At 62.1% G+C, this 17796-nt stretch carries 16 protein-coding genes and 1 pseudogene; all 17 read right to left on the bottom strand.

Translation table 11 applies throughout. The features are described from left to right. Window positions 1-13: 13 nt before the first annotated feature. On the bottom strand, window positions 14-382 hold the full coding sequence (gene rplN, locus N688_RS18500) for a 50S ribosomal protein L14 (RefSeq protein ID WP_052890664.1): 369 nt from the start codon (window positions 380-382) through the stop codon (window positions 14-16). Then, a complete protein-coding gene (gene rpsQ / locus N688_RS24070; protein ID WP_420341023.1) occupies window positions 379-708 on the bottom strand; it encodes a 30S ribosomal protein S17 in 330 nt (109 codons plus the stop codon). The genes rplN and rpsQ overlap by 4 nt, the downstream gene beginning before the upstream one ends. Before the next feature lie 101 nt (window positions 709-809). Beyond that, window positions 810-1019, bottom strand: a complete 210-nt coding sequence (rpmC, locus tag N688_RS22470; protein WP_156025507.1) for a 50S ribosomal protein L29 — start codon at window positions 1017-1019, stop codon at window positions 810-812. Further along, entirely contained in the window at window positions 1006-1437 is a 432-nt protein-coding gene (gene rplP / locus N688_RS18510) for a 50S ribosomal protein L16 (protein WP_052890665.1), read from the bottom strand. Before rplP ends, rpmC begins: the two co-directional genes overlap by 14 nt. Before the next feature lie 687 nt (window positions 1438-2124). Next, window positions 2125-2853 (bottom strand): annotated as a pseudogene (gene rpsC, locus N688_RS23675) (30S ribosomal protein S3); the annotation flags it as partial. 41 nt (window positions 2854-2894) lie between these two features. Beyond that, window positions 2895-3245 (bottom strand): 50S ribosomal protein L22, encoded by a 351-nt coding sequence (rplV, locus tag N688_RS18520; protein ID WP_052890666.1) that lies wholly within the window; start codon window positions 3243-3245, stop codon window positions 2895-2897. A gap of 61 nt (window positions 3246-3306) precedes the next feature. Continuing rightward, window positions 3307-3594, bottom strand: a complete 288-nt coding sequence (gene rpsS, locus N688_RS18525; RefSeq protein WP_052890667.1) for a 30S ribosomal protein S19 — start codon at window positions 3592-3594, stop codon at window positions 3307-3309. Between the two features lie 48 nt (window positions 3595-3642). Further along, window positions 3643-4476, bottom strand: coding sequence for a 50S ribosomal protein L2 (rplB, locus tag N688_RS18530; RefSeq protein ID WP_052890668.1), 834 nt, complete (start codon window positions 4474-4476; stop codon window positions 3643-3645). A 14-nt stretch (window positions 4477-4490) separates the two neighbouring features. Then, window positions 4491-4790: a 50S ribosomal protein L23 gene (gene rplW / locus N688_RS18535; protein ID WP_052890669.1), complete on the bottom strand. Its 300-nt coding sequence runs from the start codon at window positions 4788-4790 to the stop codon at window positions 4491-4493. A 3-nt stretch (window positions 4791-4793) separates the two neighbouring features. Further along, complete coding sequence (gene rplD, locus N688_RS18540; protein WP_081838996.1) at window positions 4794-5549, bottom strand: 50S ribosomal protein L4; 756 nt, start codon at window positions 5547-5549, stop codon at window positions 4794-4796. Between the two features lie 9 nt (window positions 5550-5558). Next, window positions 5559-6353 (bottom strand): 50S ribosomal protein L3, encoded by a 795-nt coding sequence (gene rplC, locus N688_RS18545; protein WP_052890670.1) that lies wholly within the window; start codon window positions 6351-6353, stop codon window positions 5559-5561. Window positions 6354-6616: 263 nt separating this feature from the next. Beyond that, window positions 6617-6934: a 30S ribosomal protein S10 gene (rpsJ, locus tag N688_RS18550; protein WP_052890671.1), complete on the bottom strand. Its 318-nt coding sequence runs from the start codon at window positions 6932-6934 to the stop codon at window positions 6617-6619. Between the two features lie 64 nt (window positions 6935-6998). Then, entirely contained in the window at window positions 6999-8213 is a 1215-nt protein-coding gene (gene tuf / locus N688_RS18555) for an elongation factor Tu (RefSeq protein ID WP_052887444.1), read from the bottom strand. Window positions 8214-8784: 571 nt separating this feature from the next. Continuing rightward, window positions 8785-10860 carry an elongation factor G gene (gene fusA, locus N688_RS18560; protein ID WP_052890672.1) on the bottom strand — a complete coding sequence of 692 codons (2076 nt, stop codon included), beginning with the start codon at window positions 10858-10860 and terminating at the stop codon, window positions 8785-8787. Between the two features lie 9 nt (window positions 10861-10869). Further along, window positions 10870-11319, bottom strand: a complete 450-nt coding sequence (gene rpsG, locus N688_RS18565; protein ID WP_052890673.1) for a 30S ribosomal protein S7 — start codon at window positions 11317-11319, stop codon at window positions 10870-10872. 1557 nt (window positions 11320-12876) lie between these two features. Next, window positions 12877-13335 carry a 30S ribosomal protein S12 gene (gene rpsL, locus N688_RS18575; RefSeq protein WP_052890675.1) on the bottom strand — a complete coding sequence of 153 codons (459 nt, stop codon included), beginning with the start codon at window positions 13333-13335 and terminating at the stop codon, window positions 12877-12879. A gap of 82 nt (window positions 13336-13417) precedes the next feature. Next, complete coding sequence (rpoC, locus tag N688_RS18580; protein ID WP_052890676.1) at window positions 13418-17764, bottom strand: DNA-directed RNA polymerase subunit beta'; 4347 nt, start codon at window positions 17762-17764, stop codon at window positions 13418-13420. Window positions 17765-17796: the final 32 nt, after the last annotated feature.

The raw sequence follows: 17796 nt of genomic DNA on the forward strand, positions 1-17796 counted from the left end.
TCCTCACCTTCCCTCAGAGCACTTCTGGCGCGAGCGAGAGGATACGGACATAGTTTTTCTCGCGCAGCTCGCGGGCCACCGGACCAAAGATACGTGTTCCTCGGGGGTTGTTGCCAGCGCCGATCAGGACGGCAGCATTATCGTCAAAGCGAATATGAGAGCCGTCCGGGCGCGCGTATTCCTTGGCAACGCGCACCACGACCGCGGTGACTACCTCGCCTTTCTTGACCTGGCCGTTGGGCGCGGCACTCTTGACGCTGGCCTTGATGACGTCACCAACCGTGGCATATTTCTTGTTCGAGGTGCCAAGGACACGAATGCACATGATCTCCTTGGCCCCCGTGTTGTCGGCAACCTTGAGACGAGTCTGGGGCTGGATCATTCGGCTCCCTCCTCTCCTTGCTGCTCACCCGGCCCGCCCAACGCCGCCTGGCCCGTACCCTGCTGTACCCGCTCCAGCTCGCTGGTGATCTCCTGGCCCAGCACTTCTTCAACAGGTACAACACCGCTACCGCGCTTGATGATCTCGACCAGGCGCCAACGCTTGAGCTTGCTCAGCGGGCGGCTCTCCTCAATGCGCACAATATCTCCAATCTGACAGAGGTTGTGCTCATCATGCGCATAGAAATGCTTTGTCTGACGATAGGTTTTCTTGTAGACTGGATGCATCTTGAGCCGCTCAACCGCAACGACGATGGTCTTGTCCATCTTGTTGCTGATCACCAGCCCCACCTTCTGCAGGCGACGGCGCTGCGCTTGCCCTGCGGTCGAGCTGAGCGTGGCCGCATGCTGCTCGGTCGTTCTCTGGGTCATTGCTCAGCCTCCAGTTGTGAGATATGGTGGAGCAGGCGAGCGATATCTTTGCGAGTCTGAGCGAAGATGCGCGTGTTTTTAACCTCCCCGCGCTGCTTCTGCAGGCGCAGATTGAAGAGCTTGGTACGCAGCTCTTTCAGCTCGCGCTGGGCTTCTGGTAACGACATCTCACGAATCTGCTGGCGACGCTCCTTAAGCTTCGGCACGCTCCGCCTCCCCTTTGACTACAAAGCGTGTGGCGATCGGCAACTTATGGCTTGCCAGGCGTGCAGCTTCCCTGGCGATCTCCTCGCTCACGCCACTGATCTCGAAGATCATATGTCCGGGCTTGACCACCGCTACCCAGTGGTCGAGGGCGCCTTTCCCCTTACCCATGCGCGTCTCTGCGGGTTTCGCGGTCACGGGCTTATCGGGGAAGACGCGAATCCAGACTTTGCCGCCGCGCTTCATGAAGCGCGTGATGGCAATACGAGCGGCCTCGATCTGGCGCGCTTCCAGCCAGCAGGGTTCCAGAGCCTGCAAGCCATAGTCGCCGAAGGCGATCGTATTGCCGCGATGAGCGGTCCCCTTGAGGCGACCGCGATGCTGTTTGCGATACTTTGGACGTCTCGGTGCCAGTAACATGGCTGCCTTTTCTCCTCTTTGCCACAGCTAGCCCCGCCTCTTCGTCTGCCTGCCGCTGCCCTCTGCAGCGGTCGGGGCTGATGCATCGGCTCTCCTCGACTGTCGCTAGCCGTCGCTAGCTATGCCAGCTTGCTCTCTGCTGGGCCTGGCTCGCTCGCCTGGCGAGAGCACTCCGCGGCGCTGGCCGCCTATCCACCGCGTCTCTTTCTCCAGCCTGCCCGCTTACTCCTCGGCGCGGCCTGCAGAAGACTGCTCGCCGCCCTGTGGCTGCTCAGGCGCAGGCGGTGGGGCTGTCTGCTCAGACGGGGCAGCCGGTGCCGAGCCCTGGACAGGCTGCTGTGGTTGCGGTTGCCGTTGCTGCTGGTGCTGGTGCTGTCGCTGCTGGTGCTGCTGGTGCTGAGCTGACGGCTGGTTCTCGGACTGCTGGGCCTGGCGCCCCTGCTCGCCGCCGCGCTGACCCTGATCGGCCCGTGGCGGACGAGGAGGACGTGGCGGGCGTCCCTGGCGCCCCTGCTGGCCCTCGCGCTCACCGCGTGGAGGGCGCGGACCGCGCTCGCGCTCCCCTTGAGCCTGGGTCTGTTGACCACCCTGAGCCTGACCGCGCTCCCGCCCAGGACGTCCCTGAGCATGCTCAGGCCGGGGGCGAGGTCCACGCTGCTCAGGCCGCTCGCGGCGCTCGGGTCGCTCGCGGCGCTCGGGTCGCTCACGACGCTCCCCGACACCGACCTCACGCGGCAGCAGTGCTGGCTGGGGGGCCGCCTCGTGTCCCTCGGGACCGGGGCCCTTGCCGGGGAGTACGTCCCCCTTGTAGATCCAGACCTTGACCCCAATCACGCCATAGGTCGTGTGGGCCTCCGTCTGCCCATAGTCGATATCGGCGCGCAAAGTATGCAAGGGAACCTTCCCCTCAACCTCTTTCTCGCTGCGGGCGATCTCGGCGCCTCCGAGGCGCCCACTGACAATGATCTTGATCCCCTTGGCATTGGAGCGCATCGCCTTCTGCACCGCTTGCTTCATGGCGCGCCGGAACGAGACACGCTTCTCAAGCTGCTCAGCAATCGTGCGACCAACCAGGTAGGCATCCAGCTCCGGCTGGCGAATCTCCACAATGTTGAGGCGCACCCGCTTATGGATCTTCGACTCCAGCAGATTGCGCAGCCGGTCCACCTTCTCGCCATTCTTACCGATCACGATGCCCGGCCTGGCGGTATGAATGGTCACCGACACCTGCGTCGCCGCCGCACGCTCGATCTCAATGCGCGAGACCGCCGCGTTGGCCAGCTCGCGATTGATCGTCTCGCGGATCAGCATGTCCTCCGCGAGCAGGTCTTTGTAGTCACGCTCAGCATACCAGCGAGAAAGCCAGGTCTTGATAATGCCGAGCCTGAACCCTGTGGGATGAACCTTCTGTCCCACTGACGTGCTCCTCCTTCACTGCACTTCGCTCGCTCAATTCGTTAGCGTCCCAGGTCGGCTCGATCATCCGAAACGATGACTGTGACATGACTGAAGCGGCGGATGATGTACGACCGCCGTCCGTGCGAACGGAACTTCAAGCGCTTCAGACGTGGCCCTTCGTCTGTCACAATGTTGAGTATGTACAGCTGGTCGGGATCGAGATTGTAGTTGTTCTCTGCGTTAGCTACCGCCGACTGGATCACCTTCTTGACCGGCCTGGCCCCGGCATTGGGCAGGAAATCAAGAACCGGTAGCGCCTCGCTGACGCGCAGTCCCTTGACCGCATCGGTGACCAGGCGCAACTTACGCGGCGAAATGCCTATGTTTCTCGCAATAGCCCTGACTTGCATCTCCTACTCCATCAAAGATGGCTCCGCTGGCCTTCCGCCAGGGGTGGGAGGAGAGAGCAAGCTAGCGAACCGAGGTGGTTCGCTCGCTCTTCCCACCCGAGTGGCCGCGGAAGTGCCGCGTGGGAGCGAATTCTCCCAGCTTATGGCCTACCATGTTCTCGGTGATATAGATCGGCACATGGGTTTTGCCATTGTGCACGCCGATGGTCAAGCCAACCATCTCGGGGAAGATGGTTGAGGCGCGCGACCAGGTCTTGATCAGGCGACGCTCACCGCTGCGTCGCATTGCCAGGACCTTCTTCCTCAGCGATTCGTGGATGTATGGTCCCTTCTTACGCGAGCGCGACATGCTGTCTTTCTCCTCCTCCTACCTGTGCCTGTCTGGCCGGCTTACTCGCTAGCGTCGACCAGCGTTGCGCCGACGGACAATGAAGCGATCGGTCCGCTTGTTGCGCCGCGTCTTGACGCCGAGGGCGGGCTTGCCCCAGGGCGTCTGCGGCTGACCGCCGCGCGGAGCGCGTCCTTCGCCACCGCCATGCGGATGGTCACAGGGGTTCATAGCCGCGCCGCGCACCGCAGGCCGTCGACCCAGATGGCGGGAGCGGCCCGCCTTGCCGATGGTGATGTTCTCATGGTCGGGATTGCCGACCTGGCCAACGGTGGCCATGCAGCGGCTGTGCACGTAGCGCAGCTCGCCCGAAGGCAGGCGGATGAGGGCGTACTCACCCTCTTTGGCCATGAGCTGGGCCCCCACGCCAGCGCTGCGCACCAGTTGGCCCCCACGCCCCGGCACCAGCTCGATGTTGTGAACAGTGGTGCCAACCGGAATGTTCTTGAGCGGGAGAGCATTGCCGGGCTTGATGTCAGCCTCCGGCCCCGACATCACGTGGTCGCCGACCTTCAGCCCAAGCGGCGCGATAATGTAGCGCTTTTCTCCATCGACATAGTGCAGGAGGGCAATGCGGGCCGAGCGATTGGGATCATACTCGATCGCGGCCACTTTGGCTGGCACGCCCAGCTTGTTGCGCTTGAAGTCGATGATGCGATAGGCTCGCTTCGCGCCCCCACCCCGATGGCGGGTGGTGATCCGGCCCTGGTTGTTGCGACCGGCATGCTTCTTGAGCGGCTTGATCAGCGACTTCTCCGGCTCCGTCTTCGTGATCTCTTCGAAGGTGGAAACCGTCATACCGCGCCGCCCGGGTGTCGTTGGCTTATATTGCTTTACTGGCATTGTCTTTCTTCCCCTTACGCCTTCAACGCCTCAATGGTCTGACCCGGCTGGATGGTCACGATGGCCTTTTTCCAGCGCTGCTCGTGGATGACGCGCGGCATGGCGCCCCGTCGGCGCAAGACGCGCTTCTTGCCGGGCACATTGATGATGTTGACCTTGAGCACTTTCACATTGAAGAGCTGCTCGACGGCGCGGCGCACGTCGATCTTCGTGGCCTCTGGCGCCACCTTAAAGGTATACTTGTTCTGCTGTTCCTGGAGCTTGACCGATTTTTCTGTGATGATTCCGTGACGCAGAACCTCGGTGATCTCCACGGCCTACTCCTCCTCGCTGTCGCCGGCGGCCTCACTCTGAGGCTCCTCCTGCGTCTCAGCCTCCGCCTGGGCTTCGACCTCGCCCTCGGCTTCGGCAATCCGTTGGCTGGCCTCCTCGGCGCTCAATCCTTCGCCGAAGACGTATTCCAGCCAGCGCACAGCCGGCACCGGCATGATGACACTGTCGTGCTTCAGCAGCTCCACGACATTGATGGCGCAGATGTGCTCAACCTTGGTGCCCGGAATGTTGCGCGCCGAGAGCAAGACGTTCTCGTCGCGCTGCGGCAGCATCAGCAGCACACGCTTGCTGTCGCCGATGGGCAGCTTGCTGAGCACCTCTAGCATCTCCTTGGTACGTGGCTGCTCCAGCTGGAGCCGGTCCACGACAATTAGACGGTTGTTGGCCACTTTATCCGAGAGCGCCGAGCGAATTGCCAGGCGCCGCATCTTGCGTGGCACATCGTGATGATAGATGCGAGGCCGCGGCCCAAAGACCACGCCACCGTGGCGGAAGTGGGGCGCGCGAATGCTTCCCTGGCGCGCCAAACCGGTGCCTTTCTGCCGGTACGGCTTCTTATTTCCTCCCGAGACCTCGCCGCGGTGCTTGGTGGAGACGGTGCCCTGGCGGCGGTTGACCAGCTGGGCGGTGACCACCTGATGGAGCACCGGGATATGGGGCGTGATCCCAAAGACCTGCTCGTTCAGCTCAAGCTCTCCCACGGCCTCGCCGGCCATGTTATAGACTGTCGTCGAGGGCATCGCCGTTACCTACCTCTTATGCTTCCTAATCATGAGCAGGCCGCCATTCGCACCGGGCACCGAGCCCTTGACTACCAGCAGATTGCGCTCCGGGTCGGCCTGAATCACACGCAGCCGTTTGACTGTGACGCGCGCATCGCCCATGTGACCGGCCATGCGCAGGCCCTTGAGCACGCGCCCGGGGGTGGTGCCGGAGCCAATGGAGCCGGGTGCACGATGACGATCCGACTGTCCATGCGTCTTGGGGCCGCCAGCAAAGCCGTGGCGCTTGATGCCGCCCTGGAACCCTTTTCCTTTGGAGGTGCCGATCACATCGACAAATTCGCCGACCTTGAAGAGGCTGACGTCAAAACGGGTCCCCAGCTCTAGCTTGTCAGGCTCAGCCCCTTCCTGCAGCTTGACCTCCCGCAGGACGCGGAAAGGTCCCAGCTCCGGCCCTGGACGACGCTGGCGGTTCTCCTGCAAGGCCAGCAGCTTCTGAACCTGCTTGTCTGGCTTCTTCTCTTCGGACGCCTGGGCTACGCTCCCGCTCTCAGCTCCCTCTTCCTGGCCGCGGGCCTTGGTGCGCTGCTCCTGCTGGTACTGTTGCAGGCGGCGGCGCTGGGCCCTCAAGAGCGGCAGCCGGTGACCAAGGTGCCCGAGCAGCGGGCGCGTCGCACGCTTGACGGGAATCGGCTCAAAACCGATTTGGACTGCTTCGTAGCCATCACGGGCAGTGGTTTTGATCTGGGTAACGATGCACGGGCCCGCTTCGATAACGGTTACAGGGATGGCATTGCCATCCGGCCCGAACACTTGCGTCATGCCCACTTTCCTGCCCAACAATCCATTGAGCATACTCTCTACCTACTCTCCTCTGCAGGGAGGGATGGAACCAGACGAGGACTCTTCGCCCTGGCTCATCCGCCTCAGCCCACCCGCGCTCGCTCACTCTCTCTGAGGAGAGTGAACGGGACCGAGCGACCTGAGCGACCGCTTGCGCTGCTGCCGTTCTGTCCCGTTCGCTTGCGCTTTGCTGGCAGGCTGACGGCCAGAGGCGAAGATGTGGCTCTCTCTGGCCTATCCACCTACAGCTTGATCTCGATGTCGACGCCTGCGGGCAGATTCAAGCGCGTGAGCGCTTCGACCGTTTTGTTGGTCGGATCGACAATGTCGATCAGGCGTTTGTGGGTGCGAATCTCAAACTGCTCACGCGAGTCTTTATCGATAAAGGGCGAACGGATCACGGTGAATTTCTGGATCTCCGTGGGCAGCGGTACGGGACCAGAGACACGCGCCCCAGTCTGCTGCGCCGTGTCGACGATCTGCATCGCCGACTGATCCAGAATGCGATGGTCGTAGGCCTTCAAGCGAATGCGGATGCGCTGTTTCGCTCCGGTAGCCATTGTCTCTTGCCTCCTTCTTGGCCTGGCCTTGGCCTGTGATCAGGTGAGCTTCTGGCTTCGCCGCTTATTCGAGCACCTCGGTGCAGACGCCCGCGCCGACGGTGCGGCCACCCTCGCGAATGGCAAAGCGCACCCCCGCCTCCATCGCCACCGGATAGATCAGCTCCACCGTCATGTTCACATGATCCCCCGGCATCACCATCTCTACCCCTTCTGGCAACTGGATCGTCCCCGTCACGTCCGTCGTCCGAATGTAAAACTGCGGCTTGTACCCCGAGAAGAACGGCGTATGCCTCCCCCCCTCCTCCTTCGACAACACGTACACCTGCGCCTTGAACAGCTTGTGCGGCTTAATCGACTTCGGCGCCGCCAACACCTGCCCTCGCTCCACTTCGTCTCGCTCCACTCCTCTCAGCAGACACCCCACGTTGTCCCCCGCCAGCCCTTCATCCAGCGTCTTGTTGAACATCTCCACTCCCGTCACCACCACCGTCCTCACCTCATCGCTGAAGCCCACAATCTCCACCTGCTCGTTCACCCGGATCTTGCCTCGCTCAATGCGCCCCGTTACCACCGTCCCTCTCCCCTTGATCCCAAACACGTCCTCGATCGGCATCAGGAACGGCCTGTCTATCGGTCGCTGCGGCGTCGGAATGTAGCTGTCCACCACATCCAGCAGCTCCCAGATGCAGCGCGCATCGGGATCGCTGCGCGTCAGATCCCCTTTGCTCTCCAGGGCCTTGAGCGCCGACCCTCGGATCACCGGCACCTCATCCCCCGGAAACTCGTACTTCGCCAGCAGCTCCCGCACCTCCAGCTCCACCAACTCCAGCAGCTCCTCATCCTCCATCATATCCACCTTGTTCAAAAACACCACCATCGCTGGGACTTCCACCTGCCTCGCCAGCAGAATGTGTTCCCGCGTCTGCGGCATCGGCCCATCGGGCGCGCTCACCACCAGGATCGCCCCGTCCATCTGCGCCGCTCCCGTGATCATGTTCTTGATGTAGTCCGCATGCCCCGGGCAGTCCACGTGCGCATAGTGCCGCTTCTCCGTCTCGTATTCCACATGCGAGATCGAAATGGTGATCCCGCGCTCTCGCTCCTCGGGCGCCTTATCAATCTGGTCAAAGGCAATATACTTATTCACGCTGCTGGGCAGCACCCGCGAGAGCACCCGCGTGATCGCCGCCGTCAGCGTCGTCTTCCCGTGGTCAATGTGCCCGATCGTGCCCACATTCACATGCGGCTTCGTCCGCTCAAACTTCTGCTTCGCCATTGTTCATCCTCACTTCTTAGTGCTCACATGCTCAGTGCAACAGACATACGATAACGTGCCCAGGGGGTGCACCTTGCAACGGCATCGCCTCACGATTACCAACCAAGATAGGGCAGCACGCACTCGCTCAGCGCGAGCCAGGCTGCGTGTAGTGCGAGCGCTTTCGGGAAGCGAGCGCCGCACGACGCGACCAGAGATAGAGTTAGCCAGCGGTCGACTCCTCGCCAGAGGAGGGACCAGGCGAGAGCTGGGCCGGGGCAGCAGCGGGCCTGGTTTGCTCGCTCGTCAGGCTCCATCTGCGGCCTGGACACAGCGCTCGCTCAGAACAGCGCCCTGGGAGGCCGTCCCCTGGCATCGGCTCCAGGGCTGGTGAGTGAGAGCCGGGTCAGCCAGCAACCCGCTCTTCTTGAGGGGCGGGACCGTCCCGCCCAATCAGCGGCGTGAGAGGCGCGGCGCGGACGCGGTTCTTTCTTCTCCCCGGCATAGCTGCCAGGAGAGGGCGCCGGACCTTCAGGCACGCCCATCCCACAACGGGAAGGGAGGCGCTGCCAGTAGCAAGTACGCTCTCTTCCTAGCTGGCAGCCGCCTTAGCGATAATGTCGTCCGCGATATTGCGCGGCACTGGCTCGTAGTGGTCAAACTGCATCGAATAGCTGGCGCGCCCACTGGTCAAGGAGCGCAGATCATTGACGTAGCCGAACATCTCGGCCAGCGGGACATGGGCTCGCACCACATAGACGGAGCCACGGCTCTCCATGCCGAGGATTACGCCACGGCGACGGTTGAGATCCCCGATGATATCGCCATAGAACTCCTCGGAAGTGGTTACCTCGACCAGCATCACCGGTTCCAGCAAGATGGGGCCGGCCTTGCGCGTCGCCTCTTTAATGGCCAGAGACCCGGCGGTCTTAAAGGCCATCTCACTCGAATCGACCTCATGATAGGAGCCGTCGAAGAGCGTGACCTTGACATCGATCATGGGGTAGCCGGCGATAATGCCATTCTCCAGCGTCTCCCGGATACCGATCTCGACCGGCTTGATATACTCCTTGGGGATGACGCCACCGACAATGGCGTTGACAAACTCGAAGCCCTTGCCGGCATTGGGTTCGACGCGAATCCAGACATCGCCGTACTGGCCGCGCCCACCGGTCTGGCGGACATAGCGACCCTGGGCGGTCGCTTCGCGTGTGATGGTTTCGCGATAGGCCACCTGGGGGCGTCCGATATTGGCCTCAACCTTAAACTCGCGGAAGAGGCGGTCGACGATCACCTCCAGATGCAGCTCACCCATGCCGCGGATAATCGTCTGACCACTTTCGGGATCGGTGCGCACCTGGAAGGTGGGATCTTCCTCAGCGAGCTTACTGAGGGCGATCGTCATCTTATCCTGATCCCCGCGCGTCTTCGGCTCGATGGCAATCTCGATCACCGGCTCCGGGAAGGAGATCGATTCCAGGATCACCGGGTGCTGCGGATCGCAGAGGGTGTCGCCGGTGAAGGTATTGCGCAGCCCGACGGCAGCACAAATATCGCCGGCGCGGATCTCGTCGATATCTTCGCGATGGTTGGCATGCATGCGCAGCAAGCGACCGATGCGCTCTGCCTTGCCCTTGGCCGTATTTTCGACCGATGAGCCTTTGGTCAGCGTACCGGAATAGACGCGCAGATAGGCCAGGCGGCCCACGAAGGGATCGGAGACGATCTTGAAAGCCAGGGCGCTGAACGGGGCATCGTCGGCAACCGTTAGCGTGACCTGTTCACCAGTATCGGGATTAACGCCGACGGGAGGAGGAATATCGAGAGGGGAAGGAAGGTAGGCAACCACCGCATCCAGCAAAGCTTGAACACCCTTATTGCGCAGGGAGGAACCACAAAGTACCGGCACCAGAGTGCCGGCAATTGTTGCTTTGCGGAGGGCAGCCCGGATCTCGTCCTTGGTAATCTCCTCGCCCTCAAGATATTTCAGGGTCAACTCCTCGTCGGTCTCGGCGACACGCTCAATGAGCGCATCCCGATGACGCTTTGCCTCTTCTTCCAGACCGGCAGGAATGGGAGTCGGCTCGGGCCGCGTGCCCAACTCGTCGAGGAAAATGACAGCATGCTGCTCGATAAGATCGATGAAGCCCTTGAAGTCGCTCTCCGCCCCGATCGGCAGTTGGATCGGAAGAGGGTTGGCCCCCAGACGGTCACGGATCATCTGAACGGTGCGCCAGAAATCAGCTCCGACGCGATCCATCTTGTTGACAAAGCAGATGCGCGGGACATTGTACTTGTTGGCCTGGCGCCAGACGGTCTCAGACTGAGGCTCGACGCCGGCGACAGCGTCGAAGATCACAATGCCCCCATCGAGGACGCGCAGCGAGCGCTCGACCTCGGCAGTAAAGTCGACGTGACCAGGCGTATCGATGATGTTGATGCGATGGTCGAGCCAGAAGCAGGTAGTAGCCGCAGCGGTGATAGTGATCCCGCGCTCCTGCTCCTGTACCATCCAGTCCATCGTCGCAGCCCCTTCGTGCACCTCACCCATGCGGTGAATCTTCTTTGTGTAGAAGAGGATGCGCTCGGTCGTTGTCGTTTTTCCCGCGTCAATATGGGCGATGATACCGATATTCCGCGTTCTTTCGAGTGAGTATTCTCTAGACATGATTAAGTATTACCAGCGATAATGGATGAAAGCCTTGTTGGACTCTGCCATCCTGTGGGTTTCCTCCCGTTTCTTGATGGTCGCACCCTGTCCAGAGGCAGCGTCCATGATCTCGTTGGCCAGCTTCTCCACCATGCTCTTGCCGGTGCGAGCGCGAGCAGAGCGGATGAGCCAGCGCATGGCGAGGGAGAGGCCGCGCTCTTTGCGAACATCGACGGGCACCTGATAGGTCGAGCCTCCGACACGGCGGGGCTTGACCTCGACCGTCGGCGTGGCGTTTCTGATGGCCTGCTCGAAGACCTCCAGGGCTGGACGCTTCTGTCGCTGCTCGATTACGGCGAAAGCCTGATAGAGGATGCGCTCGGCCAGGCTCTTCTTGCCATCGACCATCAGCTTCCCGATGAAGCTCGCGACGTTGCGGTTCTGATACTTGGGGTCCACAACTTCGAGCCGGCGCACTCCACGCCGATACTCGTACTTCTTGGTTTCCTTGCTATGCTTGTCCGACTCTGACCGACGGCTAACACGTTTGCGTCTTGGCAAGGTCTCTTTTCCTCCCTTTCGCTTCGCGGTCAACACACATGCTCGCCGCCGCTCCTGCTGCCGGCCTGGGCCGACAAGCGTGGCCGCAGTCCGCTTACGCGCGCAGACGAGCATCTACGCTACGCTACGTACGTACGTATGATACCTGCCTTGTGCAAAGCACCAGAAAAGGCGTCGCTTCGATTGTAGCTGACACCTGGGTCTACAACAAACAATACTGGTTGTCCTACCTGGCCGCGCTCCCTCTCGCCAGACCTGCTGGTCGCAGCGGACAGAAGGGTCAACGCGAGCTTCTGGGAGGCTGCCGAGGCCGCCATCCCGGAGGTAGGGCACCCACCTATCGCGTTAGAGGAATGCGCTTCTGCTTCTGCTGCTCGTCGATGAGAACGGAAGCTACAATCGGATACGAACGCCTACAGCATCAGCAACGACGGTCGCCGCACCAGATCGCTGGCCACCTCACGCGCTCACGGCATCGCCTCATCCCGACCTCAATCAACTGAGCGCGGCGCAGGTCCTTTTCCACCTGTTCAGGTAGGGCCGCAGATCTGCTGCCACGAACGTCGCTTGTTTTCCTCGCTGGCCGCTCTGCTCTTCCGTTGCTCTCCTCCCTGGTACCAGCCAGACGAGTGGTCCGCTTAGACCTCTCTACCGCTCTCTTGTTCGCTCGCTCTCGTCAGCCAGCGCTCTTGCAGGGTACGGTAAGCGTTTTCATCCTCGCTCGCCACCGCGGCTGGCCAGACGTCAGCGCAAGGCGAGCTAGCTAGCCCGGTGCTGCAGAGAGAGCGCCTCTCGCTTTTCCCTTCCAGCTCCAGCGGCTCCACTTGCCAGGGCAGAGGCAGGCAAGCAACGCAACGGACTGGAGCCACCGGTGCGCTCTGCCTCTCCATGCGCTTGCGCGTCTTCGTGCAGGTATTGTACTGTTCGACTCGACGCTCTGGCCCAGCCCCATCCGCCGACCCGCCCGGGGTTAGGCGCTAGCAGTTTTCTTTTCCAACCTTCACTTCACCACAGGCTGCAGCGAGGATTGCCTTGCATGTTTGCCTTGTTGGCTGGCTTGAGAGATGAAACCAGGCCAGGAGTGGTAGCCAGCCAGTCAAGCCAGTCAGTGATCAGTCACACGACGGCGACCACGGCATCGCCGTCTTCGCGCTGGCCCGCTTCTCCTGCGGCGACGCGAGTGCGTGGCGCAGGCGAGCGAGCAGACAAACAAACGAGCGTCTCTTTCCACGTGACACGCCAGAGCGAGCGCACATTTTTTTGTTGCCTGCCTGGCAGAGGGACAGACGTGGAGGACACTCGACACGCATCGACCGTGAAGAACGCCGATGTGTGTGATCGAAAGTGATGCACGACCTGTAAACCGACCTACCTGAACGCTCTCAGGCGGTATCGGGCAGGGAAGCGGGGAATGTGGCGGGTCGGATGGCTATGCTTCTGGCATGCTTCTGCGCTTCAGCAGCCGCCCACGCGCTACTTCTTACCACCCCTGGCGGCTGAAGTGGCCGCCGCCTGCCCAGGCTTGGGCCGTTTGGCTCCATACTTTGAGCGACCGCGGCGACGCTTAGCAACTCCATCGCTATCGAGCGTACCGCGGATGATATGGTAGCGCACACTGGGCAGATCCTTAACGCGCCCACCGCGGATCAAGACCACCGAGTGCTCCTGGAGGTTATGGCCCTCGCCGGGGATATAGGCCGTGACCTCCATCAAGTTACTCAAGCGCACGCGCGCGATCTTGCGCATGGCTGAGTTGGGCTTCTTGGGCGTCATGGTACGGATCTGCGTACACACGCCGCGCTTCTGCGGCGCGCCCTGCATGCGCATGACACGGTTCTTCAGCGCGTTGTAGGAATACAACAGCGCTGGAGCCTTCGAGCGTCTGACCTTCTTGGAACGGCCCTTTCGGACCAGCTGATTGATCGTTGGCAACGAGCAATCCTCCCCTAACTGTCCTCTAAAGGGGCGCGCTGATGCGCGCCCCTTCTCAATCTATGCGCGGTTGTATATGGTATCACTCATCACTCAGGCTGTCAAGAGCCATGCCGGGGGTACCGCTGCTGTGGCCGTTGCTGCCAGAGCTTCCACCCAGGCCAGCCCCCACGCCGGCCACGCTGGGCGCGCCCGTCAGGCGTTGCTGGACCTGTTGCTGGCGCGCTAGCTGTTCGCGGCGTCGCTGCAAGAAGCCGGAGCCAGCCGGAATGAGCTTGCCGATGATGACGTTCTCCTTGAGACCCACCAGGTGATCGGTCTGGCCCTGAATGGCCGCCTCGGTCAGGACGCGCGTGGTCTCCTGGAACGAGGCTGCTGCCAGGAAGCTGTCGGTGTTGAGCGAGGCCTTGGTGACGCCCAGGAGGACGGTCTGGGCGCGGGCCGGCTCGCCGCCCTCGGCCAGGACGCGCGCGTTGGTCTCAGCAAAGGCGAAGCGGTCGATCAGGTCGTTGGGCAGCATGTCGGTATCGCCTGGTTCCTCGACGCGCACGCGGCGCAACATCTGCCGGATGATGATCTCGATGTGCTTATCGTTGATGCGCACACCGGTGTTGCGGTAGATGCGCTGGACCTCTTTGACAAGGTACATCTGGACCGCTTCGCGCCCGAGGATGCGCAGGACATCCTGCGGGTCGAGATGGCCGCTGGTGATGGGCGTCCCGGCTTTGATGTACTGCCCCTGAGCGACGGCCAGGCTGCGGGCCGCTGGTACCGGATAGCTGCGCTCGTCGCGCTCCTCGGAGCGGATGGTCAGCACCCCGTTCGCGTTGAAGAGGACTTCGCCGCTGGTACGGGCACGCACTTCGCGCGGCTCGCTGCCGTTCTGCGGCGGCTCCAGGGCCAGCAGCTGATCCTTCTGGACCCGCTCGTGCTCGCTGACGAGGATCTCGGCCCCCGGCGGCAGGCGGTACTCGTCGAAGATGGTGTTGGTCGAGACGACGCGCACGGTGCGGCTGCCCGTGTTTTCGTCTTTGATGATCTCGACGACGCCATCGATCTCACTGATCTCCGCCTTATCTTTGGGGACGCGCGCCTCGAACAGCTCTTCGATGCGCGGTAGACCCTGGGTGATGTCGCCCTGGGCACCAGCGATACCGCCAGTGTGGAAGGTACGCATGGTCAGCTGCGTGCCCGGCTCGCCGATGGACTGGGCGGCGATGATGCCAACGGCCTGGCCCAGGCGCACCAGGCTGTTCTCCGCCAGGTCGCGGCCATAGCACTTGCGGCAGACGCCGCGGCGGGTCTGGCAGCCTAGCACGGAGCGGACGCGCACCTGCTTGACGCCCGCCGCCACCAGGGCATCGGCAATGTCCTCGGTGATTTCGTCGCCGACCTCGATGAGGTGCTCGAAGCCAGGGATGGGCTCCAGCAGGATGCGCCCGGTGATGCGCTGGCGGATGTCGGGCAGCATCATCTCCTTGCTGTCCTCATCGGTGATGAGGATGCCTTCGGTGGTCTGACAATCCTCTTCGGTGACGATGACGTCCTGGGCCACGTCGATCAGGCGCCGCGTCAGATAGCCCGACTCGGCGGTACGCAGTGCGGTGTCGGCCAGTCCTTTGCGCGCTCCGTGGCTGCTGATAAAGTACTCGAGCACGCTCAGCCCTTCGCGGAAGTTGCCCCGAATGGGCACGTCGATGATCTTACCGGATGGGCTGGCCATCAGACCACGCATACCGGAGAGCTGACGGATCTGCTGGAAGCGGGCCTTGGTGGCGCCAGACTTGGCGATGGTGAAGATGGCACCGTAGGGGTCTAGCGTCTGCTCGACCATCTTGGTGATGTTCTCGGTGACTTCGTTCCAGATGTCGATGGTCTGCTGGTATTTCTCGAAGTCGGTGATGAGACCCTCACGGTACTGCTCATCCAAAGCGGCGATCTTGGCGTCGGCTTTGGCCAGCTCCTCGGCTTTGCCTTCCGGTACCTTGATGTCACTGACGGCAATGGTAGCGCCAGCCTTGGTGGCGTAGGAGAAGCCGAGACGCTTGATCTCGTCCGCCAGCTCGCAGGTCTTGACGCGCCCATACTCCTTGTAGCACTCGGAGATCAGCGCGCGCAGGTCATCCTTCCTCATCGGGTAGTTCTTGAAGCGCATGCGCTCGGGCAGCGATTCGTTGAAGATGATGCGCCCGACGGTGGTGGTAATGAGCTGGCGCTGCGCATACATGGTCGGCCCCGCCGGCGGCGGCTCATCGAAGATTTGCACACCATCCATGCGCACTTTGATGAGAGCCTGCAGGTCGATGACGCCGTGATGGTAGGCCAGCAGGGCCTCGGTCGGGTCGGTGAAGACGCGCCCCTCGCCCTTCTTGCCCGGACGATCCTGCGTCAGGTAGAAGCAGCCAAGAACCATGTCACCGGTGGCCCCAATGGATGGCTCGCCAGTGGCTGGCAGCAGCAGGTTGCGCGTGGACATCATGTACTGCCGCGCTTCGTCCTGGGCTTTCTCGGACAGCGGGACGTGGACGGCCATCTGGTCACCATCGAAGTCGGCGTTGAAGGCCGAGCAGACCAGCGGATGCAATTGGATGGCGCTGCCTTCGACGAGCACGGCCTCGAAGGCTTGCAAGCCCAAACGGTGCAGGGTCGGCGCACGGTTGAGCAGGACGGGATGGTCCTTGATGACTTCCTCTAGAACATCCCAGACTTCGGGCCGGACACGCTCGACGAAACGCTTGGCGCTCTTGATGTTGTGCGCATCTCCACGCTCGACGAGCTTGCGCATGACGAAGGGCTTGAATAGCTCGAGCGCCATGCGCTTGGGCAGGCCACACTGGTGCAGCTTCAGCTCAGGGCCGACAACGATCACCGAGCGGCCAGAGTAGTCGACGCGCTTACCGAGCAGGTTCTGACGGAAACGGCCCTGCTTCCCCTTGAGCATGTCAGAGAGGCTCTTGAGCTTGTGGTTACCCGAGCCAGCGACCGCTCGACCGCGGCGCCCGTTGTCGATGAGGGCATCGCAGGCCTCCTGCAGCATGCGCTTTTCGTTGCGAATGATGATCTCCGGCGCGCTCAGCTCCAGCAGCCTCTTGAGACGATTGTTGCGGTTGATGACGCGGCGATAGAGGTCGTTGAGGTCCGAGGTGGCGAAGCGCCCGCCGTCAAGCTGGACCATTGGACGCAGCTCGGGCGGCAGCACTGGCAGCACCGTCAGGATCATCCACTCGGGACGGTTGCCCGACTTGCGGAAGGCTTCTACGACCTTGAGGCGCTTGGTGGCCTTCTTGCGCCGCTGGCCAATGGTCGAGCTGATTTCCTGACGCAGCTCCATCGCCAGTTTGTCGAGATCAATATCGGCGATTAGTTCGCGCACAGCCTCGGCACCCATGCCGGCGCGGAAGACGCTGCCGAAGGCCTCCTTCAGCTCGCGATAGCGATTCTCCTGGAGCAGGTCCATCTTTTTGAGGTTGACCAGGTCGCGGCGCAGCTGCTCCAGGCGATGGCGGCGGTCGGTGCGCTGCGATTCGAGCTGCGACTGCAAGAGGTCGATCTGGCCCTGGTAGTCAAGGTTGAGGCGCTCGGCCTCGCGCTCGCTCTCGGCGCGTACGGCCTCCAGGGCATGGCGGGCCTGCTCAGCAATATCGTTGCGGCAGGTCTCGGCTACTTGCTCCAGCAGCTCGATATGCTTGAGGGTGACGACCTCGCCACGCGAGACGATGATCTGACCGGTCGGCTCGTAGACGATATCGTCTTCCGCCGGCTTGCCACGCTGGGTGCGCAGCTCAGCCAGGGTCTCGCTCTCGGCCTGGCGAGCCCGTTCTAGATCACGCTCGCGCTCCTCTTGAATCTGGCGGATGCGGGCCGCCAGGCGGGCGCGCTCGTCCTGAATCTCGCTGTCGCGCTGCTCTTTGAGACTGTCGACGCGCTCGACAACCTCTTCCTCGGTCGTCTGCTGAAGATTGGCTAGCTCGCGATCCAGCTCCATCAGGGCCTTCTGGCGCGCTTCTTCGTCGATGTGGGTGACCACGTAGAGCGCAAAGTAGAGGATGCGCTCCAGGTTGCGCGGCGACAGATCGAGCAAGAGGCCAATGCGGCTGGGAATGCCCTTAAAGTACCAGATATGGCTGACCGGCGAAGCCAGCTCGATATGGCCCATGCGCTCGCGGCGCACCTTTGAGCGCGCGACCTCGACGCCACATTTATCGCAGACGATGCCCTTGAAACGGACGCGCTTGTATTTGCCACAATAGCACTCCCAGTCCTTGGTGGGGCCGAAGATACGCTCACAGAAGAGACCGTCCTTCTCTGGCCTGAGAGTGCGGTAATTGATGGTCTCCGGTTTCGTGACCTCGCCGTAGCTCCAGCTGCGAATCTGCTCGGGACTGGCGAGACTGATACGAATTGCGTTGAAATCGTTGACTTCGAGCATGCTGCCTCCTGATGGGAAAGGGGAAGGCCCCG

The organism is Thermogemmatispora carboxidivorans (assembly GCF_000702505.1).
Classification (GTDB): Bacteria; Chloroflexota; Ktedonobacteria; order Ktedonobacterales; family Ktedonobacteraceae; genus Thermogemmatispora; species Thermogemmatispora carboxidivorans.